Source organism: Burkholderia sp. BCC1985, from assembly GCF_905339915.1.
Classification (GTDB): Bacteria; Pseudomonadota; Gammaproteobacteria; order Burkholderiales; family Burkholderiaceae; genus Burkholderia.
The window spans coordinates 16,157-40,427 of record NZ_CAJPGY010000006.1 but is presented as its reverse complement, the minus strand read 5'-3'; the positions used below and the strand labels follow the sequence as shown (position 1 = coordinate 40,427).

The following is a 24,271-nucleotide window of genomic DNA, read 5'->3' as shown; positions in this document are numbered from 1 at the left end:
CGCGCCCGGTGCGCTCGGCCGTGACGACATGCCACAGGTCCGCATGCACCGCGCGAGCGGCTCCGGCGCGCTTTCCTAAATAAAATTTAGCCAGCCAAACTTTGGCTGAAGAATGTTCCGGTTTCGCGCCATCCCTTCGACAATGCGCGCCTTTCGCGACGATCGGCGCCGCTCGCGCGCCGGCCGTCGCGGCACTGAAGAAGGAGCCCGACATGACCGACCCCACCGCCAACCCATCGCCGCCGTCCGCACCGCCACGCCGCCCGCGAGCATGGCGCATGCTCGCGGGCGCGCTGCTCGGCCTGACGCTCGCGAGCGCGGGCATCGGCGCATGGACGATTCACCGCATCTGGACGCAACTGCCGTCCGTCGAACATCTGGCCGCCTACCGTCCCGCGCTGCCGCTGCGGATTTTCTCGCGCGACGGCGACCTGTTGGCCGAGTACGGCGTCGAGCGCCGTGAGTTCGTGCCGCTCGAACGCATTCCGCCGCTGATGCGCCACGCGCTGCTCGCGGCCGAGGACGCGAAGTTCTACCAGCACGGCGCGATCGACGTCGGCGGCCTCGCGCGCGCGACCTTCGCGAACGTCGTGACCGGGCAGCCGGGGCAGGGCGGCAGCACGATCACGATGCAGGTCGCGCGCAATTTCTACCTGACGCGCGACAAGGTGCTGAGCCGCAAGCTTGCCGAGATCCTGATGGCCATCAAGCTGGAGCGCGAATACGGCAAGGACAAGCTGCTCGATCTGTACATGAACCAGATCTATCTCGGCGAGCGCGCGTACGGTTTCGCGGCGGCCGCGAACGTGTATTTCGGCAAGCCGCTCGACGCGCTGAGCGCGGGCGAGGCGGCCGTGCTCGCCGGATTGCCGAAGGCGCCGTCCGCGTTCAACCCAGTCGTCAATCCGGCGCGCGCGACCGCGCGGCGCAACTACGTGCTCGGCCGCATGCATGCGCTCGGCGAACTCGACGAGGCGACCTATCGCGCGGCGCTCGACCTGCCGATCGTGCTGGCGACCACGCCGCCGCCCGGCATCGTCGCGGCGCCGTACGTCGCGGAGCGCGCGCGCCGGATGATGGTCGAGCGCTTTCACGACGACGCCTATACGCTCGGCCTCGACGTGACGACGACGATCTCGATGCGCGACCAGCGCGCGGCCGAGGCCGCGCTCGGGCGTACGCTGCGCCGCCAGCCCGGCAAGCGCGATGCGCGCAACGGGCTCGAAGGCGCGCTCGTGTCGCTGGATGCGGCGACGGGCGACATGCTCGCGCTCGTCGGCGGCGCGGATTTCGGCCGCAACGTGTTCGACCATGCATTGCAGGCGTATCGCCAGCCGGGGTCGAGCTTCAAGCCGTTCGTCTATTCGGCGGCGCTGGAGAAGGGCTACTTCCCGGGCGTGCTGGTCGACGATACGCAGCGCACGCTCACGCATGCGGAAACCGGCGCGCGGCCGTGGCGTCCGCGCAATTTCGGCAACCGCTACGAGGGCTTCATCCCGGTGCGGCGCGGGCTCGTGCGCTCGAAGAACCTCGTCGCGGTCAACCTGATGCAGGCGGCCGACGCGCGCTACGTGCAGCAGCATGCGGTGGGCTTCGGTTTCGACGCGCGGCGCAATCCGGCGTCGCTGCCGCTCGCGCTCGGCGCGGGCGCCGTGACGCCGCTCGAACTCGCGAGCGCGTACGGCGTGTTCGCGAACGGCGGGATGCGGATGGTGCCGCGGCTGATCCTGTCGGTGAAGCAGCGTCATGGCGGTGCGATGTACGAGGCGACGACGCCTGAAGGCACGCGCGTCGTGTCGGCGCGCAATGCGTTCGTGATGGACAGCATGCTGCGCGACGTCGTGCGGGCCGGCACCGCGCGCGGCGCGCTCGCGCTGCGCCGCGACGACGCGGCCGGCAAGACGGGCACGTCGAACGGCTCGAAGGACGCGTGGTTCGCCGGCTATTCGTCGGGCATCGTCGCGGTCGCGTGGCTCGGCTACGACACGCCGCGCACGATGGGGCGCGCGACCGGCGCGACGCTCGCGCTGCCGGTCTGGCTCGACTACATGAAGACGGCCGTCGACGGACGCACGCCGGTCGATGCGACGCCGCCGCAGGACGTCGCGCTCGTCGACGGCGATTTCGTGTACGCCGAATACACGCGCGGCACCTGCACCGCCGACATGCCGCCGTTCATCCGCAGCCGTTTTGCCTGTGGCGGTGCGTCGGCGTCCGATGCGCCGGACGGGCGCGGCATGCCCGGCGAGCCGACGCCGGCCGCCGTCGACGCGGCCGAGCGCGAACGCGTGCTCGACCTGTTCCGTACCGAAGACTGAGGCGCGCGATGCATACGCTTTATCTGATCGCGATCGTCGCGGAGGCGATGTCGGGCGCGCTGATGGGCATGCGGCGCGGGATGGACCGCTTCGGGCTCGCGCTCGTCGGCGCGGTCACGGCGCTTGGCGGCGGCACCGTGCGCGACGTGCTGCTCGGCCACTATCCGCTCGGCTGGATCGCGCATCCCGAGTACCTCGTGATCACGCTCGCCGCGGCGACCGTCGCGTCGTGGGCCGCGCGGCACGTCGCGCGCATGAAGACGCTGTTCGTCACCGTCGACGCGATCGGCCTCGCGGCGTTCACGATCATCGGCTGCGACATCGGCGCGTCGACGGGCACCGCGCCGATCATCGTCGTGCTGGCCGGTGCGATCACCGGCGTGTGCGGCGGGATGCTGCGCGACCTGCTGTGCAACGAGATGCCGCTGATCCTGCGCGAGGAACTGTATGCGAGCGTCGCGTTCTTCACGGGTACGCTGTACGTTGGGATCCAGCATCTCGGCATCGACGCGGGGTTCGCGACGGCGGTTGCGCTGGCGGCGGGCTTCGCGATGCGGATGCTGGCCGTACGGCTCGGGTGGAAGATGCGCACGTTCGGTGTCGCGGACGTCGAGCGTTGAGCGTTGAGCGAGGGTGCCGCGCGGACGCGACGATACGCGTGTTCTACGTCGGCACCATGAGCGGCGGCGCCCCGTCACCCGTTTCCACCATCCTCACGGCGAACCCGTAGCACTGCGCGATATGGCTGGACGACGTGTTCTACGCCGGCACCATGAGCGGCGGCGCCCCGTCGCCCGTTTCCACCATCCTCACGGCGAATCCGTAGCACTGCGCGATATGGCCGGGCGTCATCACGTCGCGCGGCGCACCCTGCGCGACGATCGTGCCGTCCGCGAGCATCGCGATCGTATCCGCGTGCCGCGCGGCGAGGTTCGGATCGTGGACGATCGCGAGCACGCCGAGCCGCCACTCGCGCGCGACCGTGCGCACGGTATCGAGTAGCCGGTGCTGGTGCGCGAGATCGAGCGCGGCGGTCGGCTCGTCGAGCAGCAGGTAGCGTGGGCCCGGCTCCGCGTCGTCGTCCGGCCACAACTGCGCGAGCACACGCGCGAACTGCACGCGTGCGAGCTCGCCGCCCGACAGCGTCGTCACGTCGCGGCCGACGAGCGCGTCGGCGCCCGCGCGTTCGAGCGCCTGCCATGCGATGTCGCGATCGCGATGCGCGATCACGTGCCGCGCGCCGCCGCGCCGCGCATGCGGATAGCGGCCGAGCAGCACGATTTCGTCGACGCTGAACGGAAACGCCGGTTGCGCGGCCTGCGGCAGCACGGCGCGCAGGCACGCGAGCCGCGCCGCGTCGATGTGCGCGAGCGGTTCGCCGTTCAGCGTGATGTCGCCGGTCACGCGCACGCCGTTCGGCGCGACGCTGCCGGTCAGTTCGCCCGCCAGGGTCTTCAGCAGCGTGCTCTTGCCCGCGCCGTTGCGGCCGAGCAGCGCGGTCACGCGGCCGGGTTCGATCGACAGTGACAGGTCGTGCAGAACGGCGCGGTGCCGGCGGGCGACGTCGAGATGATGGGCAGTCAGCATGATGGGTGCATGAAGGATCAGCCGCCGAGCGCGCCGCGGCTTTTCCACAGCAGCGCGAGAAAGAACGGCGCGCCGAGCAGTGCGGTGAGCACGCCGAGCGGAATCTCGGCGGGCGCGGCGACGGTACGCGCGGCGAGATCGGCGGCGAGTGTCAGCAGCGCGCCGAGCAATGCGGCGCCGGGCAGCACGACGCGCTGGTCGGGGCCGCACGCGAGGCGCACGCAGTGCGGCGCGACGAGGCCGATGAAACCGATGATGCCCGCGCACGACACGAGCGCGCCGACCGCGAGCGCGACCGCGACGAGCACGCGCCGCTTGAGCCGCTGCACGGGCACGCCGAGGTGCAGCGCCTCGGTTTCGCCGAGCTGCAATGCGTTGAGCGCGTCACGGTCGCGCGCGAGCAGCACGCAGCCGATCGCGACGCACGGCGCGACGGCCGCCAGCGCGGACCATTGCGCGCCGCCCAGGCTGCCGAGGCTCCAAAACGTCAGCGAACGTAACTGCGCGTCGTCGGCGACGAACGTGAGCAGGCCGATCGCCGCGCCGACCAGCGCGTTGATCGCGATGCCGGCGAGCAGCAGCAGCGGCAGCGCGAGCCGGCCGCGCGACGCGGCGAGCCGGTAGACGAGCGCCGCGACCGCGAGCGCGCCGGCGAACGCGGCGACGGGCAGCACGGCCGCGCTCGCGTGCGCGGCGAACAGCGCGGGGCCGAGCACGATCGTCGTCGTTGCGCCGAGCGCCGCGCCGCTCGACACGCCGACGAGCCCCGGGTCGGCGAGCGGATTGCGGAACAGTGCCTGCATCGCGGCGCCGGCCGCGCCGAAGCCGCCGCCGACCAGCAGCGCGAGCACGACGCGCGGCGCGCGGATGTCGAACAGCACCGCGCGCGCCTGCCGGGCGGCCGGGTCGCCGCTCAGCGCGGCCCACGCTTCCGCGAACGGAATGCGGTACGCGCCCACGCACAGCGCGATGACGGACATGACACACACGAGCGCGGCCAGCGCGGCCAGCGCGAACGGTACGAGGCGGCGCGACGCGCCGACGCGCGCGGCGCCGGCACGCGATACGTGCGACCGCGCGGGGAAAGGCGAAGCATGAACAGGCATCGGGACGCTCCGGAATCAGGCGAGCGCATCCGACAGGCGCCGGTGCAGGGTCGTGACGGCGAGCGGCAGGCGCGGACCGAAGCCGAGCAGGAACAGTGCATCGAGCGACACGACGCGCCGCGCGCGGCCGGCCGGCGTCGCGCCGAAGCCTGGCGCGGCGAGCAGCGCGGCGCGGCCGCCGACCGCCGCGAGCCCTTCGTCGGAGATCAGCACGATGTCGGGGGCGGCGGCGGCCAGCGCCTCGGTCGTCAGCGGCTTGTAGTGATCGAAACCCTGCATCGCATTGCGCGCGCCCGCGTAGCGGAGCATCGCGTCGGCGGCCGTGCGCTGGCCGGCGACGAGTGCCTGGTTGCCGGTATGGTTCAGCACGAACAGCACGCGCGGCGGCTGCGCGCCGTCCGGCACGCGCGCGGCGACCGCGTCGCGCGCGGCTTGCCAGTCCCGATCGAAGCGTTGCAGCAGCGCGGTGCCCGCGTCGCGCACGTTGAGCGCTTGCGCGACGCCGGTGATCTTCGCGCGCACCGAATCGACGTCGTGCCGCTCGTCGAACGTCGTGACCGCGACGCCCGCGCTTCTCGCCTGCGCGATCGCGGCGGGCGGGCCGGCCTCCGCCGACGCGAGCACGAGATCGGGCCGTAGCGACAGCAGCCCCTCGGCCGACAGCGCGCGCTGGTAGCCGACCTTCGGCAGGCGCTTCGCGGCGTCCGGGTACGTGCAGGTCGTGTCGGTGCCGACGAGCCGGTAACCGCGCGCGTCGGCGCCGCCGAGCGCGAACGCGGTTTCCGCGAGCGCGCCGCCGATCACGACGACGCGCTTCGGCCCGGCCTGCGCGAGCGCGCGCACCGGCAGAGCGCCCGCGAGCGCACCGGCCACCGCGCTCGCGAGCACGACGCGGCGTCGCGGCTGGAACGATCGCGCGCTCACCGCGCGTCTCCGCGTGCCGCCGACGGCAGTGTCGCGACGAGCGCGCGCCAGTCGTCGCGTTCGACCTTGCCGGGCTTGCGTTCGCCGAACAGCAGCGCGACATGGTCGCCCTGGCGATCGAAAAGTTCGAGCGACGTGACGATGCCGTCGCTCGTCGGCTTCTTCACGACCCACGCGGCGGCGATCAGGTCCTCGCGCACGTGCAGGTTGAAGCCCGGGTCGAGCACGTTGATCCATGCGCCGACCTCGCGCACGTTCGCGACGGGGCCCGTGTGGATCTGGATCATCCCTGCATTGCCGACGAACACCATGATCGGCTGGCCGCTGCTCGCGGCCCGTTCGAGCACGTGACGCAGCGCGCGCGTCGCCTCGACCGGATACGCGTACCGCGGCTCGGCGAGGCGCAGCGCCTGCATGCGGCTCACGCCGAAGCGCTGCGTGATGCCGAAGAACTGGTGCGTGTCGGTCATCGCGTCCCATGCGGCGCGAAAGCCCGCGACGTCGATCCCGGTATCGGCACGCTCGGGCGTTTTCGGTGCGGCCGGCACGACGTCGAGCCCCGGCTCGTGCGACGGCGCGCGCCAGCGTTCGACGAACGCGTCGTACGCCGCGTGATCGCTGTGCGCGCGCAGGTAGACCTTGTGGATCGCATGACCCTGCGCGTCGAAGAACTGCAAACTCTTCAGCGGACCGTGCGCGGTCTCGTCGTGCACCGCGAACGCGGACGCCCAGTGACGGTAGAAGATGCGCAGGTCGATGTCGCCGAGCGCGAGGCCGACCGGGCCGTCGTGGCTCATCTGCGCATATTCGCCGTCCTTCTCGTGGACGGCCGTGTCGTTGCGCGTGAGCGCCATCACGCGACCGAGGCGCGGCATTTCCTCGAACATCGCCGGAAAGCGCGCGTCGAGCCGCACCACGTGCTCGCCGACGAACGCGGCGAGCGCCTCGCCTTCGCTGACGCCGAGCGCCTGCGCGACGTCGCGGTTGCGCAGCTGGCGCTCGGCCTTGAGCTTGACGAATGCGTCGCGCAACGCAGCGGACGCGCGGGCCGGCGTGGCCGGCTGGCCGGGAAGGGCGGAATGCATCATGTCGGACTCCTTCGAGTAACGGTTGGGCAGGAACGCGCGATCGCGCGCATCAGAAATCCACTTTCATGCTGACGGCGACGGTGCGTCCGGACGACGTATACGCGTCGAGCACCTGCGAATCGGCGGCGATGCCGCGCACGTCCGACCAGTTCCAGTATTTGCGGTCGAACAGGTTGCGGATGCCGATCGTCGCGCTCACATGCTTGTTGAAGCGGTAGCCGCCGCGCAGATCGACGACGAACGACGACGGCGGCGCGAAGCACGCCTTGTTCGAGCAGTCGGACTTGTCGATGTCCTTGTCGCGTTTCGCGGCCTGGAACAGCAGGTCGGTCTGCACGAACCAGCGTTCGCCGGGTTCGTAGCGCACGCCGAACACCGCCGAGAACGGATTGACCGTGTTCAGCGGCTGGCTCGCCGCGCCGTCGTTCCGTGTCGAGCCCCTGGTGAACGCCATCGCGGTCTTCAGCGTGATGCCGTTCGGCATGATCCATTCGGCGCGACCTTCGAGGCCGTGGATGCGCGCGTCGGCGAAGTTCACGTACTGGAATACGAACGGGTCGGTTGGCCGGCCGCTGCCCGCGATCGTCGTGCGCGCGATGAAGTTGCGGTAGCGGCCCGTGAACGCGGCCGCGCTGTAGCGCACGACGCCGTAGCCGGTGCCGGCCTTGCCGCGCAGGCCGGCTTCGAACGTGTCGCTGGTTTCGGGCTTCAGGTTCGGATTGCCGATCGACGTGTAGCCGTACACCGGGTTCGAGAAGCTGCTGTTCACCTGGTCGGGCGTCGGCGCGCGGAAGCCGTGCGCGTATTGCGCATACGGAATCAGCGCGGGCGTGATCTCGTAGAGCACCGCGACGCGCGGTGACACTTCGTTCGCGCTCGTCGACACCGCGGTGCCGGTGAACAGCGGATCGTTGCGCGTCGGGCTCAACCGGTACGTGTCGAAGCGCAGCCCCGGCGTGACGAGCAGGCGGCCATAGCCGACCTGGTCCTGCACGAATGCGCCGAACAGCGTGTAGTCGGTATCGGGAAACGCCTTGTTCGGGAACGCCTCGCCGACGCCCGGCACCGTGCCGTCGCGCAGGTTCGTCACGCGCGACAGGCTGCCGTCGACGCCATACAGCAGCTTGTGCGCGAGCGAGCCCGTCGAGAAGCCGCTTTCGGCGAACGCGGCGCCGCCGAACGTGCGCTCCTTGTACCGGTTGTCGCGCGAGCGCGATTTCAGCGGCGCGCCGCGCGTCTCGAACGCGTATTGATCCTGCTTCGCATCCTGGTAGTACAACTGAACGTGCGCGTTCTGAAACCAGCGGAACGCATCGTCGCGGAAATCGTAGTCGATGCTGAAGCGGTTGCGCTCGAGCCGGTCGTGCGTCGTGAGCCCGAGCGTGCCGGGCGGGTTGATCGCCGACAGCACGTCGGTGCTCACGCGGCGCTGCACGGTTTCCGCTGTGAATTTGATCGTGTCGCGTGCGGTGGGCGTCAGCACGAGCTTGCCGAGCAGCGATTCCGAATAGACGTCCTGCGGGTTCGACGTCGTGCGCAGCGTGCTCGCGGAATTGTCGCTGCCGCGCGTGTCGACCTCATGGCCGCGCCGGCCGTCGGCGACGATCATCCCCTGCACGCGGTCGTTGCCGCCAGCGGCCGACACCGTCGCGCCGACGCTGCGGTCGGCCGAGTCGTAACCCGGCCGGAGCGAGAAGTAGGTGGGTTTGCCGTAGATCGACAGCAGGTCGCGCGGATCCTTCGTGATGAAGTTCACCGCGCCGGTCAGCCCGTCGCTGCCGTACAGCGCCGACGCCGGCCCGCGCAGGATCTCGATGCGCTTGAGCATGTCGAGATCCGCGTAGTCGCCGCGGCCGGCTTCGAGCGGCCCGAACGAGAACGCGTTCGGCAGGCGGATGCCGTCTTCCATCAGCAGCACGCGATTGCCTTCGAGGCCGCGGACGTTGATGCTCGAATCGCCGTCGCGGCCGCCGCCGAGCGCGGCGCTGCCGGGGCGGTACGCGGTGCGGCGCACCGTGACGCCCGGCTCGTAGCGCAGCGCGTCCTTGATGTTGGTCGCCTGCTGCTCGTCGAGATCGTCGTCGGTGATGACCGACACGGACGCGGCCGTGCGGCTCGCGGCGGTGGCGGTGCGGGTGGCCGTGACGGTGACGGGGTCGAGCAGCGCCGCATCGCCGCGCGTGGATGCGGCGGCGGTGGTCAGCACGGCAGATGAAGGGTTGGCGCCTTGCGGCGACGGATCGGCATAAGCCGGGGCGGTGGACAGGCCGAACGCGCCGAACAGCGCGGCACAGATCGGCCGCCGCGCCAGCGGATAGCAATGCACAGGTGGTCTCCCATTGACGATGACTAGCCCGAAGGCTGGCTGGGTGACGCGTTCACCTGGCTGGCCCGTTCGCGCGCGGCAGGCGGCGAACGGCGAATTGAAAGGGAATTGATGATTCGTTCAGTGTAAATGAGAATTATTATCAATACAAGAACGTAAAGCTGGGTCTACGGACGTGCGCCGCCGGCGCGGACCGGACGCGCCGCGCAGGGCCAAATTCGGGAGAAGCGGGCCGGCGCGGGCCCGTTATAGGCGTGTGAGCAGAGGCCCTATGCGAGCGATTCGATGCGAATCAGCAGGTTGCGCGCATGCGCGATGAACGCGTCGTGCGTCGCGCGATCGCCGTGGCCCTCGAAGCCGGCCTGTTCGGCGAACGCGAGCTGTTCGGCGTAGAGGTCGACGAGCGCGCTGCGTGCGTCGGGCGGCAGTGCGCGGATCATCGTGACGAGCAGCAGTTCCTGCGCGCGCAGCATGCCGGACAGCGATTGGGGGTTCATGCCGACCTCCTCGAACGACGCGGCGGCGTGCCGCTCATTTCATAGTAGGTGGTCGGCGCGCGCAGCGGAAATCAGCCGGCGGCCGTCGCCGTCCGTGCATCGCGCACGACCTGCGCGACGCGTTCGACGAATTCGGGGTCGACGCTCGACAGCGCTTCGCGCTTGCCGTCGGGCATCTCGACCATCAGCCGGTACGTGATGTCCTGCGTGGTCCAGGCGAGATAGCCGACGACGGCGAGCATCACGCCGACGACCAGCGCGGCGCTCGATCCGCCGATGCCGCCGGCAATGGCGGCGACCACGCCGATCAGCGAGATCAGCGACGGCACGAGGCGATTCTTCGGGATCTTGACGACGTCGACGTTGCGGATGTCACGCAGCGGGAAGACCTGCCCGGCTGCCGACAGGCCGTTGCGCGTGACCATCACGCCGCGTTCGTTGAATGCGTTTTCCATCGTGTGGTGCGTGGACGAAAACGCGCAGCGTAGCAGACTTCGTTGCCGCGTCAAACGAGACCGAGTGCCGCACGATGCGTGCGGGCCGGCCGCGCTGCGGGCAGTGACGGGTAACGAGGCGTAACCAGGCGTAACGAGGGGAAGTCAGAACTGCAGCTGGCCGTCGCCGTACAGGCGGCCCGGCACGTGCGACGCGACGACCTCGGCGATCTCTTCGTCGGTCGATTCGGCCGGCACGATCTGGCGCCGCGCGGGCGCGTCGAGATGCATCGTCCATTCGACGAGCCGGTACGGGCGGCCCCATGGGCGCTGCATCGCCACCGACACGCGGCAGCTCTGGACCGGTAGCGAATGCTGACGCGTCAGAATCGCGTGCAGATGGCTGTAAACGGTATCTTCGATCATCTTGGCCTCCGATCCTGTCTTGCGGGCAGTTGATGGCGGTGCCGTAGTGGGTCTCAAAAAAAAGAAGCCGCCGATGCTCAGGCGGCCAACAGGGGGGGTGAGAGCATCCTCTCAGCCCAGAATTAAGCGAAACTTAAAAGCCCATAAAAAAGCGCCCCGCATGGAGCGGGGCGCTTCGTGCCGTCGTCATCCGCGCGATGAGCGGACGAGTTAAGCGGATGCTTTAGAACTTGTGACGGATACCGACGCGCGCGGCGATCTGGTTCGTCGCACCGTTGCCCGACGTGCTGAAGTAGCTCGTGCTCGAGCCGATCTGCGCCTGCACGTTGTTGCCCGACGCCTTCTGGCCGATGACCAGCGCGTACACGTCCGTACGCTTGCTGAGTGCGTAGTCGAGGCCGAGGTTGCCCTGGTTCCAGTGTGCCGAGTTGCCGCTTTGCGTGGCGTTCGTGTACGTGTAGCCGACGGCTGCCGACAGGGCCGGCGTGATCGCGTACTTCACGCCTGCTTCATACGCGTTGTAGAACGTGCCCGATGCGCCAGCCGCGATCGGGGTGAACTGCGTGCGCGTCCAGAGCAGCCATGCCGTTGCCGGGCCGAAGATGTAGCGGCCACCGACGCCGTACGTGCGCAGGTCGCGGATGTTCGTCAGCGCGATGTTCGCGATCGACGTCGAGAATGCCGGCGTCGACTGGCTCGGGAAGCGGATGTCCGTGTAAGCGGCGCCGAGCGCGAACGGGCCGTTCGCGTAGTTCAGGCCGAAGCTGTATGCGCGCGACGAACCGGCCGTCGTCGTGGTGCCCGTCGTGGTCGACGGTGCGCCTGCGAAGTCGGTCGAGTTCGAGAAGCCGTACAACGCGCCGAACGTGAAGCCGGCGTAGTTCGCGCTCTGGAACTTCACCGAGTTGTTGATGCGGCTCGACGTGAGCTGGTCGACGTCGTTCACGTGGTACGCGTAGTTACCCGCGACCGTGTTGCCGCCCGTCGAGTAGTTCGAGCCGAGGATGTCGGTCGAGAACGAGTACTGACGGCCGAACGTGACCGTGCCGTATTGCGCCTGGCTCAGGCCGACGTACGCTTGACGGCCGAAGATCGCGCCGCCCTGGCCGATCGTGCCGTTGCCGCTGTTGAAGCCGTTTTCGAGCACGAAGATCGCCTTCAGGCCGCCACCGAGGTCTTCGGTGCCGCGCAGGCCCCAACGGCTGCCCTGGGCCACGCCGTCGTCGTACTTGAACAGCTTGCCGCTGCCGCCGTTCGCGGTCTTGCTGTGGTTCACGTAGCTGATACCGGCATCGATGACACCGTACAGGGTCACGCTGCTTTGTGCGTGCGCCGTGCCAGCCGTTGCTGCGAGGATGGCGATGGTCAACAGTTTCTTGTTCAAAGGATTCTCCGAGCGAATAAATGGCGTGTCCAGTTGCGGTTCCGGCGCTCTCTATGGGCGCTTTCACGGACCGGTCGCAACTTTATCGGCGGGCCACGTAATGAATGTGACAGCCTTGTCATATTACGAATCTGTGGTGCCGATGCGACATTGGATTCTGCCCGGTTGTACAGCAGGGAGTTATACCGATTCCGCCTGAGATTCGATCGGTGTCGGGAATATGCACATGAAATAAGCTTGGTTGGTGCCGTTCCGGCCCCGTGCCACGATGCGCGCTTCAACAACGACACGGGACAAGAGGACACCATGCGACGTTCGATCCTGACCGGCCTCGGCGCGCTTGCCGCGGCGCTGGCCTTTGCCGCGCCCGGCGCGCACGCCGATTCCCAGACGCTGAAGATCGGCACGATGAGCGGCCCCGACGCGCAGATCTGGACCGAGGTGACGAAAGTCGCCGCACGCGAAGGGCTCGCGATCAAGGTCATCGAATTCAACGACTACGTGCAGCCGAACGCGGCGCTCGATTCGGGCGACCTCGATGCGAACGGCTTCCAGCACCAGCCGTTCCTCGATAGCCAGATCAAGCAGCGCGGCTACAAGATCGTCAACGTCGGGCTGACCTACACGGCGCCGATGGGCTTCTATTCGAAGAAGCTGAAGTCGCTGAAGGACTTGCCGGCCGGCGCGAAGGTCGGGATCCAGAACGATCCGTCCAACGGCAACCGCGCGCTGCTGCTGCTGCAGAAGTACGGTGTGATCAAGCTGAAGCCGGGCGTCGGCAGCAACGGCGTGAACGCGACGCCGCTCGACATCGCCGAGAACCCGAAGAAGATCAAGATCGTCGAACTCGACTCCGCGCAGTTGCCGCGCGCGCTGCCCGATGTCGACGCCGCGTCGATCAACACCGACTACGCGGTGAAGGCCGGGCTCACGCCGGTGAAGGATGCGATCGCGATCGAGGATCTGCGCGGGCCGTACGCGAACCTGATCGCGGTGCGCGCGCAGGACAAGGACAAGCCGTGGGTGAAGAAGCTCGTCGCGGCCTATGAATCGGACGACGTGCGCAAGTTCATCGACCAGAAGTTCGGCGGCGCGATCGTGCCGGCGTTCTGAACGCTGCGCCCGGCTGCTCCCCGGCCACGTCGCCGGGCATGCCGTCAGGCCGAAAAGCAAATCGCCCGCGCAAGCGGGCGATTTCGTTGGTGCGCGTCGCGATGCGGCGCGCGGGCCGGCCGTTCAGGCGGCCCGGGCCGGAGGCGACTCAGGCCGACAGCAGCGACCCGGTGCGGATCGGGTTCGCGCCGGCAATCCGCGCGACTTCCATCCCGGCGGTCGCGAAGCGCACGATCTGGCGCGCGTACAGCACGCCCGACACGCTGCTCTTCAACGTGATCACGCGATCGGTCAGCGGATCGACGATGTCGGCGACGTCCTGGCCGGCCTCGATCCATGCGCCGACCGGCGTGCGGAACACGATCACGCCGGACACCGGTGCGACGAGCGGATCGGTGCCCGCGAGCGGCGTGGCCGGATGCGCGAGCGGCGGCAGCGGTGCCGGCGTGCCGTCGATGACGCCGCGCTCGGTCAGGTATTCGACGATCGCTTGTGAGTCCTTCTCCGCGAATTCGTACGACACGTCGCGCTCGCTGCGCAATTCGACCGTGACGGAAATCGCACCGTTCGGGATCGGGAAGCGATCGCCGAACCGGCTGCGCAGATCCGACCAGCAGAAACTGTGGATCTCGTCGAACGGGTTGCCGACCGAATTCAGCGCGAGCAGCGACGCCTGCGCGTCCAGGTAGCGCGACAGCGGCTCGACGTCTTCCCACAGATCGGGGTTCGTATACAGGTGCATCACCGCGTCGCTGTCGCAATGCAGGTCGAGCACGATGTCGGCGTCGAACGACAGCTTCTGCAGCGCGAGGCGCTGCGATTCGAGCTCGGTGCGCGGCTTCTGTTCGTCGAGCGCCTCGCGCATCGCGGCGCGTACCGCTGCGAGGTTGCGCTGCGCGTCGTTCGTCAGGCGGCCTTCGATGCGCGGCAGCACGAGCGCCGCGAGATCGTAGAAATTGCGGTTGAAGTTCTGCATCGAGCCGAGCTCGAAGCGGCCGAGGTGATCGCCGAACACGTGCTGCGACAGGCCGATCGGGTTCGGCACGGGGACGATGACCACTTCGCCGCGCAGCTTGCCGGCCGTCTCGAGCGCGGCGATCTTGCGGCGCAGCAGCGCGGCGACCAGCATGCCGGGCAGTTCGTCCGCGTGCAGCGACGACTGGATGTAGACCTTCTTGCCGCCGCGCGGGCCGTAGTGGAAGCTCGTGATCTGGCGTTCGGTGCCGACGGCGGGGGAAATCAGCGGATGGGTCTGCGTTTGCATGATGAGGGGAGGGCGGCGCAGCCGCGAGTGATCCGGTATGCGTGGAAGATCGATTGTACGTTGCCTTCCGCGAACCTATCAAACCGCGCGCCGGGCATGTCGATTTCCTTTACGAATCATCGGGTTGGCGCGTAAAAAATAACGGCGCCGCAGCCCTTCGTCCCCGCGTGTCGCGCGGCCTTTCGCCGCGCGCGAGCAAAAAAAACGGGCTCCTTGCGGAGCCCGTCTGCGCGGTCGCGAAGCGCGCGTTGCGCGGTGTTACTTGCCGTACACGTCGAAATCGAAGTACTTCTTCGCGATCTTGTCGTACGTGCCGTCCTTGCGCATGCCGGCGATCGCGCCGTCGATCTTCGCCTTCAGGTCGGTGTCTTCCTTGCGCAGGCCGATGCCGGCGCCGTTGCCGAGCGTCTTCGGATCGTCGATGTCCTTGCCGGCGAAATCGAAGTTCGCGCCGCGCGGCGTCTTCAGGAAGCCGATTTCAGCCTGCACCGCGTCCTGCAGCGCGCCGTCCAGACGGCCCGAGATCAGGTCGGCGTAGACCTGGTCCTGGTTCTGGTAAGGCACGACGTTCACGCCCTTCGAGGCCCAGTACGTCTTCGCGTAGGTTTCCTGGATCGTGCCCTGCTCGACGCCGACCGACTTGCCCTTCAGCGATTCGGCCGTCGGCATCAGGCCGGCGCCCTTCTTCGCGACGAGGCGCGTCGGCGTGTTGAACAGCTTCGACGAGAACGCGATCTGTTCCTCGCGTGCCGGCGTCATCGACATCGACGACAGGACGCCGTCGAACTTGCGAGCCTTCAGTGCGGGGATCATCCCGTCGAAGTCGTTCTCGATCCACACGCACTTCGCGTTGATGCGGCGGCAGATTTCGTTGCCGAGATCGACGTCGAAGCCGACCACCTTGCCGTCAGCCCCTTTCGATTCGAAAGGCGGGTAGCTTGCGTCGACGCCGAAGCGTACGGTCGTCCAGTCCTTCGCGTATGCAGTGCCGGCCGATACGGCGAGCAGGGCCACGGTCACAGCCGCAAGAATCTTTTTCACTCGGTGACTCCTCGTTTTGTTCGATGGGTGCGCGGTTGTGCCGCGCCGTAAGCCTTCGGCCCGGCGCGGCTTCGCGTCGGACTGTCCGTTTCGCTGCCCGATGCGGGCGCGCGACGTGCGCAAGATTATCAAGACAAAATACCGGCAGGGCGCCTAGGACAAGCCCCGATACCGGACCCGACGGCTGCGCATGCGGCGCGTGACCGTTTCAGAGGAAGGAACGATTCAACCTAGCGTTTCGTTGACCGCGCGCTGCAGGCAGGTGACGAATTGCGATACCGCCGGCGTCGGCAGCAGGTCGCGGCGCGCGATGATCGACAGGTCGAAGCGCGGCATGCTTTCGTCGAGATCGGCCGTGCGGATCCCGAGCGGCGCCACCATCGCGGCCAGCGGGCGCGTGAAGCAGCCGATCACGTCGGAGCGCGCGACGAGCCCGAGCGTCACCGCGAACGACATCGGCGAGCGCAGCAGGCGCTTCGGCAGCGGCAGCCCGCGCGCCTCGAACATCCCGACCATCACGCTGTGCGGAAACTGCTCGGCGCCGACCGTGACGATCCATTCCGCGTCGAGCAATTCCTCTAATCGGCGCGCGTGCGCGAGCGGGTGGCCTTCGCGCATCACGACGGTGAACTCGGTCGACAGCAGCGGGACCTGCGTGAAATCGCGGTCGAGCGCGGGCACATGGTGCATCGCAGCGATGTCGAGCGTGCCGTTGCGCAGTTGCGCGAGCGCGTCGGGCACCGTCACTTCCTCCAGATGCAGGTTCACGTTCGGCATCGACCGGCGGAAGGCGGTGACCGCGTGCGGCAGCGCGGTCAGCGCGATCGACGGCATCGTGCCGACCGCGACGCGCCCCGACATTTCCCCTTTCACCTGCTCGACGGCCTCGACGGTGCGGCGCATGTCGCCGAGCAGCTGCTCGGCGCGCGGCAGCAGCGCGTGGCCGCACGCGGTCAGCTCGACGCCGCGCACGCTGCGCACGAGCAGTTCCGCGTTCAGCGCCGTTTCGAGTTCGCGGATCGTGTGCGTGATCGCGGGCTGGGTGACGCCGAGCTCGCGCGCGGCGGCGCGCAGGCTCTTGTGATGCGCGGCGGAGACGAAGGCCTGGAGCTGCGCGATGTTCAGGTGGTTGCGGATGCGGGTCATCGATCGGTTCGGATCTGGCGGCGGGCCGGGGCGCCGGCGCGAAGATCGATAGGGTAGCGCGAGGCGACGGCGGGCGCGGGGCGGAACAAAAATCGCGCGACGGTGCGCGGCACAGTTTCGCCGTGTCCGGCGGCAAACCGATCAGGATTGCATATGATGTTGCGTGCGTGTTCGAGATGCCGTCGATGTATGCCGCGATACGACATCATCGCGTTTCCGTTCGACGGCGTCCCGGCGTGTCAGGCGAGCGCCAGTTCGACGGCCGCGAGCGTGCGGCGGCGGATCCAGCCGCTCCCGAGCCGGATCGCGAGCCAGTACGGCAGGAACAGCAGGCGCGTGCGCGCGCTCGGACAGTGCACGAAGGTTTCGGTGCGCAGCAGCCGCGCGCCTGACGACAGTCCGACGACCTCGAAGCGCAACACCAGCTTCGCGTCATCCGGATCGTCGTGCCGCACGAACGCCGCGGCGTCGTCGATCGTGCGCACGTCGGGCGTCGGGCGCCAGAAGCGTCCGACGAGCCCGAGCGACAGCGACGTGTCATCGCGATGCAGCAGCGTGAACGAATCGAAGCCGAAGCGCTCGCGGGCGGCGCCGGCCGGACGCTGGCCCAGCGCGCGGGCGATGGCCGCCGGCGCTTCGCGCACGGCAAGCAGCGCGTCGATGACGGGATCGGCGCGCATGTCGAGCGTGGCCACCGCATCGATGATGCGCGACGGCGGCGCGTCGATCGGCCGCGATTCATGAACTTCGACGAAACCGAACGACGGGATGAACGGTGGCTTGCGCGCCGCGGTCCGCGTGTCAGATTCGGAGACGATGCCGAACGGATTCATGAGCGTTCCGGAGGATAAAACGCGATCGTAGCACCGCGTGCGGATTCGCGATGCGCGGCACGCCGCCGCGGTTTCCCGTGTCGGTCGAACGGCCCGGTGGCACCCCCGCCGCACCGACGAAAAAAAGCCCGGAAACGTACGTTCCCGAGCCTGGAGACCATCAACGACGATGGTGGAGGAGACGATGCCGTCCCGATGCGCGCCGCCCTTCGGCAGGCGACGTCGCGCATGATCCGCGGTCAGATCGCCCAGCCGCCGAGATAGAACGTGACGAGCACGGCCGCGATGAGCACGGTGCCGACGTTGAGCTTGCGGAATTCGCCGCTGGCGACGCGGCCGATCACGAGCGTCGAGAAGCCGAGCATGATGCCGGTCACGATGTTCGCGGTCAGCACGATGAACACCGCGCACACGAGGCCCGACATCGCGTCGACCATGTCGTCCATGTGCAGCTTGCTCACGCTGCCGAGCATCAGCAGGCCGACGTACATCAGCGCGGGGGCCGTGGCGTACGACGGCACGAGGCCCGCGAGCGGCGAGAAGAACATCACGACCAGGAACAGCACGCCGACCACCGCGGCCGCGAGGCCCGTCTTCGCACCGGCGGCCACGCCGACGCTCGACTCGATGTAGGCTGCCGCCGGCGCGCCGCCGAGGAAGCCGGAGAAGATCGAGCTGACCGAATCGGCGGTCAGCGCGCGGCCGCCGTTGATGATGCGGCCGTTCTCGTCGAGCTGGCCGGCCTGGCCCGCGACCGCGCGGATCGTGCCGGTCGCGTCGAACACGGCGGTCATCACGAGCGCCAGCACGCTCGGCAGCACGGCCATCGACAATGCGCCCTTGATGTCCATCGCGCCGATCAGCGACGCGTGGCCCGGTGCGCTCAGCGACGGCAGCGCGAAGATGCCGCGGTACTTCACGGCCGGATCGAACGCGAGGCCGATCAGCGAAATCGCGACCACGACGAGCAGGATGCCGCCCGGCACGCGACGCTTCTCGAGCCCGAAGATCGCGGCGAGGCCGACGACCGACATGATGACCGGGAACGCGGTGATCTGGCCGAGTGAGACCGGCAGGCCGGCGCCCGGATTCTTGATCACGAGGCCGACGTCGTTCGACGCGATCAGCAGCAGGAACAGGCCGATGCCGATCCCGGTGCCGTGCGCGACGCCCGCGGGCAGGTTGCGCAGGATCCACGAACGCACGCCGGTGACCGAGATGCCCGTGAACACGAGGCCCATCAGGAACACGGCGCCGAGCGCGACGGCCGGCGGCAGGCCCTTGCCGAGCACGAGCCCGAACGCGGTGAACGCCGTCAGCGAAATCGCGCAGCCGATCGCGATCGGCAGCTTCGCCCACAGGCCCATCAGCAGCGAACCGAATGCGGTGGTGAGGCAGACCGCGACGAATACCGCGCTCGTGTCGAAGCCGGCCTTGCCGAACATGCCGGGCACGACGAACACGGAGTAGACCATCGCGAGGAAAGTGGTCACGCCCGCGACGATTTCGCGACGCTGCGTGCTGCCGCGCGACGAAATGCCGAAGTACCGGTCGATGACTCCCTTGGTGCCGAAGTCCGTTTCTTCCGCGCCGACGCCGACCGTCGGCTGCACCGGGGTATCACTCATGAGCTTGCTCCTTTATCAGCATGCTGAAACGGCCCGTGGCGGACCGTCGTCAGGGTGTCTCGAATCTGGTTGGAATATTCGGCGGCGTCGTGGGGACGCTTCACGCGTGAGTCGTGTCGTCGTACGCGCGTCGAAGGGGGCGCGTGTGCCGCGTCGTGCGGTCGATCCTGTCACGTGTGCTTTGCCGTAGCGAAGGTTAGGCGAACGGCCCATCACGTCCCATTGGGGGAAGAGCATGCAGCGCATGTCGCAGCGCTTATATCGGCGTGCAACGGGGCTTCGTCGTCGCGGAACGCGTGTATACGCCTAGTTCGAATCCGTTAAGGCGACTATTCGAATGCAGGGTCGGCGGGCGGGGCGGGAGCGGGTGGTGCATCGAGTCTTACGAAGGGCTTTCGGAGAGGCTGCGCGGGCGCGCGGAAACAGCCGCGCCGGATGTGAAAACGCGGCCGTTGCGCAACCCGCATCCGGATGATGCCGGTGCCGCGCGCGGGCCGCGCCCGCGCTCGTCCTGGCCTGCCACTGCATCAGACACGCGCGAGATGCGCGAGGTACGTGCAGAACATGTCGGCCATCGCGGTCGCATATGCGTCGATTTCCGCAGGCGTGCGCGCGGTTTCGGAGAATGCCTTGCCGCCCGTCGTGAGCGTCGTCATGATCAATTCGCACGCGAGCGCATGCGTGGCGTCGGGCACGTCGGGCAGCGCTTCGCGCATGAACGCGCTGAAGATCCGGTTGCACGCGTCCTTCACTTCCTGCGCCTCGGGGGCGTCGCGATAGAGCGGCGCGGCATCGTCGAGCGCGATGCGCATGGGCGCCTCGTCGCATTCAGAACGGATGAACGCGTGGACGGCGGTGCGCAGGCGCTCGGGCGGCGTCTGCCGCGGGTCCTGCAGAATCGCGCACAGCATCCCGGACGTCTGCCGCCACTCGTCGTGCTGGAGCCGGAACAGCACGGCCGCCTTGTTCGGGAAGTACTGGTACAGCGAGCCGACGCTCACGCCGGCGCGCTCGGCGACGCGCGCCATCGTGAAGCGCTGCGCGCCTTCGGCCGCCAGAACCTGAATAGCGGCCTGCAGCACGTCGTCGACGAGCTGGGTCGAGCGGGCCTGCCGAGGCAGTCTGCGCGAGGCGATCGGGGTGTTGCGGCGGTCGGTCATGACGGGTCTGCCAATGCGAATAGTAAAACCTGAATAGTTCGTCATATTCTAGTCGGGCGCCCTGACGCACTCAACCTGACACCGGAGATTCGCATGACCACCCTGATTCACGACCCGCTGGCGTCGCTGCTCGCGCGCCTGTTCGACGAAGCCGAGGCATCGTCGCCCGCGTCGAGCCCGGACTTTGCCGACCTGTCGCACGACGAGCACGCGCGGCTGATGCGCAGCAAGACCGGTTACGCCGATTTCTATGCACGCCTGAAGGACTATCCGCTCGCGGTGTCGCGCGAGACGGGCACGCTGCTGTACATGCTCGCGCGCGGCTGCGGTGCGCGCTCGATCGTCGAATTCGGCACGTCGTTCGGCATCTCGACGCTGCACCTCGCGGCTGCGCTGCGCGACAACGGCGGCGGCCGGGTGATCACGAGCGAGTTCGAAGCGTCGAAGGTCGAACGGGCGCGCGCGAACCTGACGGCGGCCGGGCTGGCCGATCTGGTGGAAATCCGCGCGGGCGATGCGTTGCGCACGCTGGCGGCCGATCTGCCGGAGACCGTCGATCTCGTGTTGCTCGACGGCGCGAAGGCGCTGTATCCGGAGATCCTCGCGCGGGTCGAGCCGCGGCTGCGGCCCGGCGCGTTCGTCGTCGCCGACAACGCGGAATACAGCCCCGACTACCTCGCCTACGTGCGTGCGCCGGAGAACGGCTACCTGTCGGTGCCGTTCGGCGGCGATGTCGAGCTGTCGATGCGGATCGGCTGAGCGGCGAGACGTTGCAAGCATGCGAGCCGCGCGGCGCGCGCTGCCCGGGCCGCCGTGAACGGCGGGATCGCGGCGAGCGCGAGCCGTGCGAGCGTTGCTTTCATGAAGGCTTCCTTCGGATCGTTTACGCCGCGGCTTGCGCGAGCGTCGGATAGTCGGTCAGGCCCCGTGCGCCGCCACCGAACAGCGTATTGCGGTCGTGCGGCGTGAGCGCGGCGCCGGTGCGCAGGCGCTCGGGCAGGTCGGGGTTCGCGACGAACGGGCGGCCGAAGGCGACGAGGTCGGCCCAGCCGGCGGCGATCGCTTCGCGGGCGCGCTCTGCGGTATATGCGCCGGCGTAGACCAGCACGCCCGGATATGCGGCACGCAGCTGCTGCTTGAATTCGACCGGCATCAGCGGCGCATCGTCCCAGTCGGCTTCCGCGATGTGCAGGTAGCCGACGCCGAGTTCGCCGAGCAGCTTCGCGGCGGCGAGGTAGGTCGTTTCCGGATCGTCGTCGACGCAGCCGTTCAGCGTGGTCAGCGGCGCGAGGCGGATGCCGACGCGCGATGCGTCGCCGGTGCCTTCGATCAGCGCCTGCGTGACTTCGCGCAGGAAGCGCAGCCGGTTTTCGAGCGAGCCGCCGTACGCGTCGGTGCGCGTGTTCGCGTTCGAGTCGATGAACTGGTTCACGAGATAGCCGTTCGCGCCATGCAGCTCGACGCCGTCGAAGCCGGCTTCGATCGCGTTGCGGGCGGCGGCGCGGTATTGATCGACGATCTCGCGGATTTCGTCGACGGACAGCGCGCGCGGCTCGGAGGCCTGCACGAAGCCCGGCGTGCTGCCGTCTTCACCGGCGATGAACACGTTCACGCCCTTCGCCTGGAGCGGCGACGACGACACGGGTTGCCGGCCGCCGAGCAGGCTCGTGTGGCTCAGCCGGCCGACGTGCCACAGCTGCGCGAAGATGCGGCCGTGCGCGGCGTGGACGGCGTCCGTCACCTTGCGCCAGCCGGCGACCTGCGATGGCGTGTGGATGCCGGGCGTCCATGCGTAGCCCTTGCCGAGCGGCGCGATGTAGGTGCCTTCGCTGACGATCAGGCCCGCACTCGCGCGCTGCGCGTAATACGCGGCCATCAGTTCGTTGGCTTCGTCGCCGGGCTGGCTGGCGCGCGAGCGCGTCATCGGCGGCATCACGATGCGGTTCGGCAGCGTCAGCGCGCCGAATTGCAGCGGTTGGAAAAGCGGGTCCTGGGTCATGATGGATTCCTGTCGGTGCCGCGGCCGGCTGGCCGCGGACGGGTCGATTGAGGGTGCGGCGCGCTTAGTCCCACGTCGGCGCAAGGCCGGCCGGATCGACTTCGCGGCCGTTGCGCTCGAGCGCGGCGATCTGCGCCATGTCTTCGTCGGTCAGGCGCAGCGTCTGCGCGAGCAGGTTGCTCGCGAGGTTCTCGCGCTTGGTCGACGACGGAATCACCGAGTAGCCGAGCTGCAGCGCCCAGGCCAGCGCGACTTGCGCCGGCGTCGCGTCGTGACGCTGCGCGATCGCGCCGATCACCGGGTCGCCGAGTACCTTGCCGTACGCGAGCGTCATGTACGACGTCACGTGGATGCCTTCGGCGTTCAGGAACTCGACCAGCTTGCGGTTCTGCAGGTACGGGCTCAGTTCGATCTGGTTCGTCGCGATCGCATCCTTGCCGACCACCGCGATCGCTTGCTTCGTCAGTTCGATGTTGAAGTTCGAGATGCCGATCTGGCGCGTGAGGCCCTTCGCCTTGGCTTCGGCGAGCGCAGTCATGAATGCCTCGAGCGACACGCCGTTGTCCGGGGCCGGCCAGTGGATCAGCGTCAGGTCGACATAGTCGGTGCGCAGCTTGCGCAGGCTCTCCTCGAGGCTCGCCACCAGCTTTTCCGGTGCGTAGTTGTCGACCCAGATCTTCGTCGTGAGGAACAGGTCTTCGCGGCGCACGCCCGACGCGGCGATCGCTTCGCCGACTTCGGCTTCGTTGCCGTAGATCTGCGCGGTGTCGATCGCGCGATAGCCGACTTCGAGGCCGTTACGGACCGAGTCGATCACAACCTGGCCTTGCAGGCGGAACGTACCGAGGCCGAATGCGGGAATGTTGCTCATCTTGTGCTCCTGGGATAGGTGGACCGATTGCGGTATGGAAGTCATTCTGGCGTTTGATACTGATGAGATAAACGCCTTTAGAGGTCAAAAATATTTGATTTGAAGTCAAATATCGGTCGTGGGTCGAGCCGGCTGCCGGCGTACGTTCGTCAGGCCGTGTCCGTGCGCGCGTTCGTGTCGGCAGCGTCGTTCGCATTCGCATGGAATGCCGGCAGCACGTCCGACGCGATCTCGGCCATCGTCTCGTCGAGCGGACGGCGGTTGCGGCGGAAATGCAGGCCGATGTGCTGCACGCCCGCGTCGCGCATCGCCGCGAGTTCCTCCGTCAGCGCGATGCGCCCGGCGCGCGCGCCGAAGCGGTGCCGCTGCAGCGGCTCGTGCGGGTCGTCCGCGAGGTCGAGGTGGATGAAGCTCACGTACGGCTTGTCGCCGGCCACCGCGCGCCAGTTGGCGACCCGTTTCAGGTGATCGTCCGGCGTGCCCGGATACGCGAGACAGCCGTCCATGTGTTCACCGATCCAGGCGGGCGTCTGCTGCGCGAGACCCGCGACGAGCAGCGGCACCGGCGAGCGCGCGGCCGGCAGCACGTCGAGGCCCGGCGGTAGGTGAGCGCGCGCGCCGTCGCGCAGCAGCGCGATCTGGTCGCGGAAATTCGCGCCGCGCGATGCGAAGTCGCGGCCGAACAGCGGATATTCGACCGGCCGGTCGCCGCTCGCGACGCCGAGCAGCAGGCGTGAGCGGCTCAGTTCCTGGATCGTCGCGGCCGATTTCAGCGTCAGCAGCGGTTCGCGCAGCGGCAGCACGACGGCCGCCGTGCCGAGCAGGATGTCGCGCGTGATGCCGGCGAGGTAGCCGAGATACGAGAAGGTCTCGAACACCTGCGCGGCGTCGCCGAACGACGGGTCGTACACCGGCACGTCGCGCACCCAGAGCGCGCGGAAGCCGAGCGTGTCGGCCAGTTGCGCGAGTTCCGCGTGCATTTCCAGGTCGGGCACGCCGGGGCGGCGGCCGTCGTGCTGGCGCTTCGCGTCGCCGGCCGGCGACCAGTCGTTGTCGAGCGGCAGTTCGATGCCGATGCTGAAGCCGCCGGCGGTGAGTTTGTCGAGTGAGGTGGGCATGGTCGGGC

22 protein-coding genes are annotated in these 24,271 nt (G+C 68.5%); 4 read left to right on the top strand and 18 right to left on the bottom strand.

Features of this window, described 5'->3' with window-relative positions; all coding sequences use genetic code 11:
• Nucleotides 1-212: 212 nt before the first annotated feature.
• Nucleotides 213-2,318 (top strand): PBP1A family penicillin-binding protein, encoded by a 2,106-nt coding sequence (locus U4Z31_RS07610; protein ID WP_321809881.1) that lies wholly within the window; start codon nucleotides 213-215, stop codon nucleotides 2,316-2,318.
• Nucleotides 2,319-2,326: 8 nt separating this feature from the next.
• Complete coding sequence (locus tag U4Z31_RS07605; protein WP_124666362.1) at nucleotides 2,327-2,938, top strand: trimeric intracellular cation channel family protein; 612 nt, start codon at nucleotides 2,327-2,329, stop codon at nucleotides 2,936-2,938.
• 139 nt (nucleotides 2,939-3,077) lie between these two features.
• Here U4Z31_RS07605 and U4Z31_RS07600 read toward each other — a convergent pair whose 3' ends face one another.
• The 9 genes from U4Z31_RS07600 to U4Z31_RS07560 form a co-directional block, all read right to left on the bottom strand.
• Nucleotides 3,078-3,905, bottom strand: coding sequence for a heme ABC transporter ATP-binding protein (locus U4Z31_RS07600; RefSeq protein WP_321809880.1), 828 nt, complete (start codon nucleotides 3,903-3,905; stop codon nucleotides 3,078-3,080).
• Nucleotides 3,906-3,922: 17 nt separating this feature from the next.
• A complete protein-coding gene (locus tag U4Z31_RS07595; protein WP_321809879.1) occupies nucleotides 3,923-5,011 on the bottom strand; it encodes an iron ABC transporter permease in 1,089 nt (362 codons plus the stop codon).
• Between the two features lie 15 nt (nucleotides 5,012-5,026).
• On the bottom strand, nucleotides 5,027-5,935 hold the full coding sequence (locus U4Z31_RS07590; RefSeq protein ID WP_415750274.1) for a heme/hemin ABC transporter substrate-binding protein: 909 nt from the start codon (nucleotides 5,933-5,935) through the stop codon (nucleotides 5,027-5,029).
• A complete protein-coding gene (locus tag U4Z31_RS07585; RefSeq protein WP_321809878.1) occupies nucleotides 5,932-7,023 on the bottom strand; it encodes a hemin-degrading factor in 1,092 nt (363 codons plus the stop codon). The genes U4Z31_RS07590 and U4Z31_RS07585 overlap by 4 nt, the downstream gene beginning before the upstream one ends.
• 49 nt (nucleotides 7,024-7,072) lie before the next feature.
• Entirely contained in the window at nucleotides 7,073-9,349 is a 2,277-nt protein-coding gene (locus U4Z31_RS07580) for a TonB-dependent hemoglobin/transferrin/lactoferrin family receptor (protein WP_321809877.1), read from the bottom strand.
• Nucleotides 9,350-9,618: 269 nt separating this feature from the next.
• On the bottom strand, nucleotides 9,619-9,846 hold the full coding sequence (locus U4Z31_RS07575; protein ID WP_124486124.1) for a hypothetical protein: 228 nt from the start codon (nucleotides 9,844-9,846) through the stop codon (nucleotides 9,619-9,621).
• 71 nt (nucleotides 9,847-9,917) lie between these two features.
• The gene (locus U4Z31_RS07570) at nucleotides 9,918-10,301 is read right to left on the bottom strand and encodes a DUF6232 family protein (RefSeq protein ID WP_124486125.1); all 384 of its coding nucleotides are present in this window, start codon (nucleotides 10,299-10,301) and stop codon (nucleotides 9,918-9,920) included.
• A 144-nt stretch (nucleotides 10,302-10,445) separates the two neighbouring features.
• Nucleotides 10,446-10,706, bottom strand: coding sequence for a DUF2866 domain-containing protein (locus U4Z31_RS07565; protein WP_321809876.1), 261 nt, complete (start codon nucleotides 10,704-10,706; stop codon nucleotides 10,446-10,448).
• Between the two features lie 223 nt (nucleotides 10,707-10,929).
• A complete protein-coding gene (locus U4Z31_RS07560; protein ID WP_044849041.1) occupies nucleotides 10,930-12,090 on the bottom strand; it encodes a porin in 1,161 nt (386 codons plus the stop codon).
• Between the two features lie 306 nt (nucleotides 12,091-12,396).
• Between U4Z31_RS07560 and U4Z31_RS07555 the strand changes: the two genes are divergently transcribed.
• Entirely contained in the window at nucleotides 12,397-13,203 is an 807-nt protein-coding gene (locus U4Z31_RS07555; protein WP_321809875.1) for a MetQ/NlpA family lipoprotein, read from the top strand.
• A gap of 148 nt (nucleotides 13,204-13,351) precedes the next feature.
• Here the strand turns inward: U4Z31_RS07555 and U4Z31_RS07550 are convergent, their stop codons facing one another.
• The 6 genes from U4Z31_RS07550 to U4Z31_RS07525 all read right to left on the bottom strand — a co-directional run bounded on the left by U4Z31_RS07550 (nucleotide 13,352) and on the right by U4Z31_RS07525 (nucleotide 20,320).
• On the bottom strand, nucleotides 13,352-14,467 hold the full coding sequence (locus U4Z31_RS07550) for a succinylglutamate desuccinylase/aspartoacylase family protein (protein ID WP_257772696.1): 1,116 nt from the start codon (nucleotides 14,465-14,467) through the stop codon (nucleotides 13,352-13,354).
• A gap of 258 nt (nucleotides 14,468-14,725) precedes the next feature.
• The gene (locus tag U4Z31_RS07545; RefSeq protein WP_044845853.1) at nucleotides 14,726-15,508 is read right to left on the bottom strand and encodes an ABC transporter substrate-binding protein; all 783 of its coding nucleotides are present in this window, start codon (nucleotides 15,506-15,508) and stop codon (nucleotides 14,726-14,728) included.
• A gap of 225 nt (nucleotides 15,509-15,733) precedes the next feature.
• Nucleotides 15,734-16,654 carry a LysR substrate-binding domain-containing protein gene (locus U4Z31_RS07540; RefSeq protein ID WP_044845852.1) on the bottom strand — a complete coding sequence of 307 codons (921 nt, stop codon included), beginning with the start codon at nucleotides 16,652-16,654 and terminating at the stop codon, nucleotides 15,734-15,736.
• A gap of 239 nt (nucleotides 16,655-16,893) precedes the next feature.
• Nucleotides 16,894-17,487, bottom strand: a complete 594-nt coding sequence (locus U4Z31_RS07535) for a hypothetical protein (RefSeq protein ID WP_124486129.1) — start codon at nucleotides 17,485-17,487, stop codon at nucleotides 16,894-16,896.
• 239 nt (nucleotides 17,488-17,726) lie between these two features.
• Complete coding sequence (locus tag U4Z31_RS07530; RefSeq protein WP_124486130.1) at nucleotides 17,727-19,115, bottom strand: NCS2 family permease; 1,389 nt, start codon at nucleotides 19,113-19,115, stop codon at nucleotides 17,727-17,729.
• 527 nt (nucleotides 19,116-19,642) lie between these two features.
• Nucleotides 19,643-20,320, bottom strand: a complete 678-nt coding sequence (locus U4Z31_RS07525; protein ID WP_321809874.1) for a TetR family transcriptional regulator — start codon at nucleotides 20,318-20,320, stop codon at nucleotides 19,643-19,645.
• A gap of 48 nt (nucleotides 20,321-20,368) precedes the next feature.
• Between U4Z31_RS07525 and U4Z31_RS07520 the strand changes: the two genes are divergently transcribed.
• The gene (locus U4Z31_RS07520) at nucleotides 20,369-21,034 is read left to right on the top strand and encodes an O-methyltransferase (RefSeq protein ID WP_039318420.1); all 666 of its coding nucleotides are present in this window, start codon (nucleotides 20,369-20,371) and stop codon (nucleotides 21,032-21,034) included.
• A gap of 124 nt (nucleotides 21,035-21,158) precedes the next feature.
• Here the strand turns inward: U4Z31_RS07520 and U4Z31_RS07515 are convergent, their stop codons facing one another.
• The 3 genes from U4Z31_RS07515 to U4Z31_RS07505 all read right to left on the bottom strand — a co-directional run bounded on the left by U4Z31_RS07515 (nucleotide 21,159) and on the right by U4Z31_RS07505 (nucleotide 24,263).
• Complete coding sequence (locus U4Z31_RS07515) at nucleotides 21,159-22,274, bottom strand: alkene reductase (protein WP_321809873.1); 1,116 nt, start codon at nucleotides 22,272-22,274, stop codon at nucleotides 21,159-21,161.
• A 64-nt stretch (nucleotides 22,275-22,338) separates the two neighbouring features.
• Nucleotides 22,339-23,145 (bottom strand): 2,5-didehydrogluconate reductase DkgB, encoded by an 807-nt coding sequence (gene dkgB / locus U4Z31_RS07510; protein ID WP_044845844.1) that lies wholly within the window; start codon nucleotides 23,143-23,145, stop codon nucleotides 22,339-22,341.
• 149 nt (nucleotides 23,146-23,294) lie between these two features.
• Nucleotides 23,295-24,263, bottom strand: coding sequence for an LLM class oxidoreductase (locus U4Z31_RS07505; RefSeq protein ID WP_321809872.1), 969 nt, complete (start codon nucleotides 24,261-24,263; stop codon nucleotides 23,295-23,297).
• Between the last annotated feature and the right edge of the window lie 8 nt (nucleotides 24,264-24,271).

Coding starts and splice junctions, on each gene's coding strand:
- U4Z31_RS07575 (WP_124486124.1), bottom strand. CDS start 9,846: ATGAACCCCCAATCGCTGTCCGGCATGCTGCGCGCGCAGGAACTGCTG.
- U4Z31_RS07550 (WP_257772696.1), bottom strand. CDS start 14,467: ATGCAAACGCAGACCCATCCGCTGATTTCCCCCGCCGTCGGCACCGAA.
- U4Z31_RS07525 (WP_321809874.1), bottom strand. CDS start 20,320: ATGACGAACTATTCAGGTTTTACTATTCGCATTGGCAGACCCGTCATG.
- dkgB (WP_044845844.1), bottom strand. CDS start 23,145: ATGAGCAACATTCCCGCATTCGGCCTCGGTACGTTCCGCCTGCAAGGC.
- U4Z31_RS07605 (WP_124666362.1), top strand. CDS start 2,327: ATGCATACGCTTTATCTGATCGCGATCGTCGCGGAGGCGATGTCGGGC.
- U4Z31_RS07540 (WP_044845852.1), bottom strand. CDS start 16,654: ATGACCCGCATCCGCAACCACCTGAACATCGCGCAGCTCCAGGCCTTC.
- U4Z31_RS07535 (WP_124486129.1), bottom strand. CDS start 17,487: ATGAATCCGTTCGGCATCGTCTCCGAATCTGACACGCGGACCGCGGCG.
- U4Z31_RS07585 (WP_321809878.1), bottom strand. CDS start 7,023: ATGATGCATTCCGCCCTTCCCGGCCAGCCGGCCACGCCGGCCCGCGCG.
- U4Z31_RS07505 (WP_321809872.1), bottom strand. CDS start 24,263: ATGCCCACCTCACTCGACAAACTCACCGCCGGCGGCTTCAGCATCGGC.
- U4Z31_RS07515 (WP_321809873.1), bottom strand. CDS start 22,274: ATGACCCAGGACCCGCTTTTCCAACCGCTGCAATTCGGCGCGCTGACG.
- U4Z31_RS07595 (WP_321809879.1), bottom strand. CDS start 5,011: ATGCCTGTTCATGCTTCGCCTTTCCCCGCGCGGTCGCACGTATCGCGT.
- U4Z31_RS07520 (WP_039318420.1), top strand. CDS start 20,369: ATGACCACCCTGATTCACGACCCGCTGGCGTCGCTGCTCGCGCGCCTG.
- U4Z31_RS07600 (WP_321809880.1), bottom strand. CDS start 3,905: ATGCTGACTGCCCATCATCTCGACGTCGCCCGCCGGCACCGCGCCGTT.
- U4Z31_RS07530 (WP_124486130.1), bottom strand. CDS start 19,115: ATGAGTGATACCCCGGTGCAGCCGACGGTCGGCGTCGGCGCGGAAGAA.
- U4Z31_RS07570 (WP_124486125.1), bottom strand. CDS start 10,301: ATGGAAAACGCATTCAACGAACGCGGCGTGATGGTCACGCGCAACGGC.
- U4Z31_RS07610 (WP_321809881.1), top strand. CDS start 213: ATGACCGACCCCACCGCCAACCCATCGCCGCCGTCCGCACCGCCACGC.
- U4Z31_RS07555 (WP_321809875.1), top strand. CDS start 12,397: ATGCGACGTTCGATCCTGACCGGCCTCGGCGCGCTTGCCGCGGCGCTG.
- U4Z31_RS07565 (WP_321809876.1), bottom strand. CDS start 10,706: ATGATCGAAGATACCGTTTACAGCCATCTGCACGCGATTCTGACGCGT.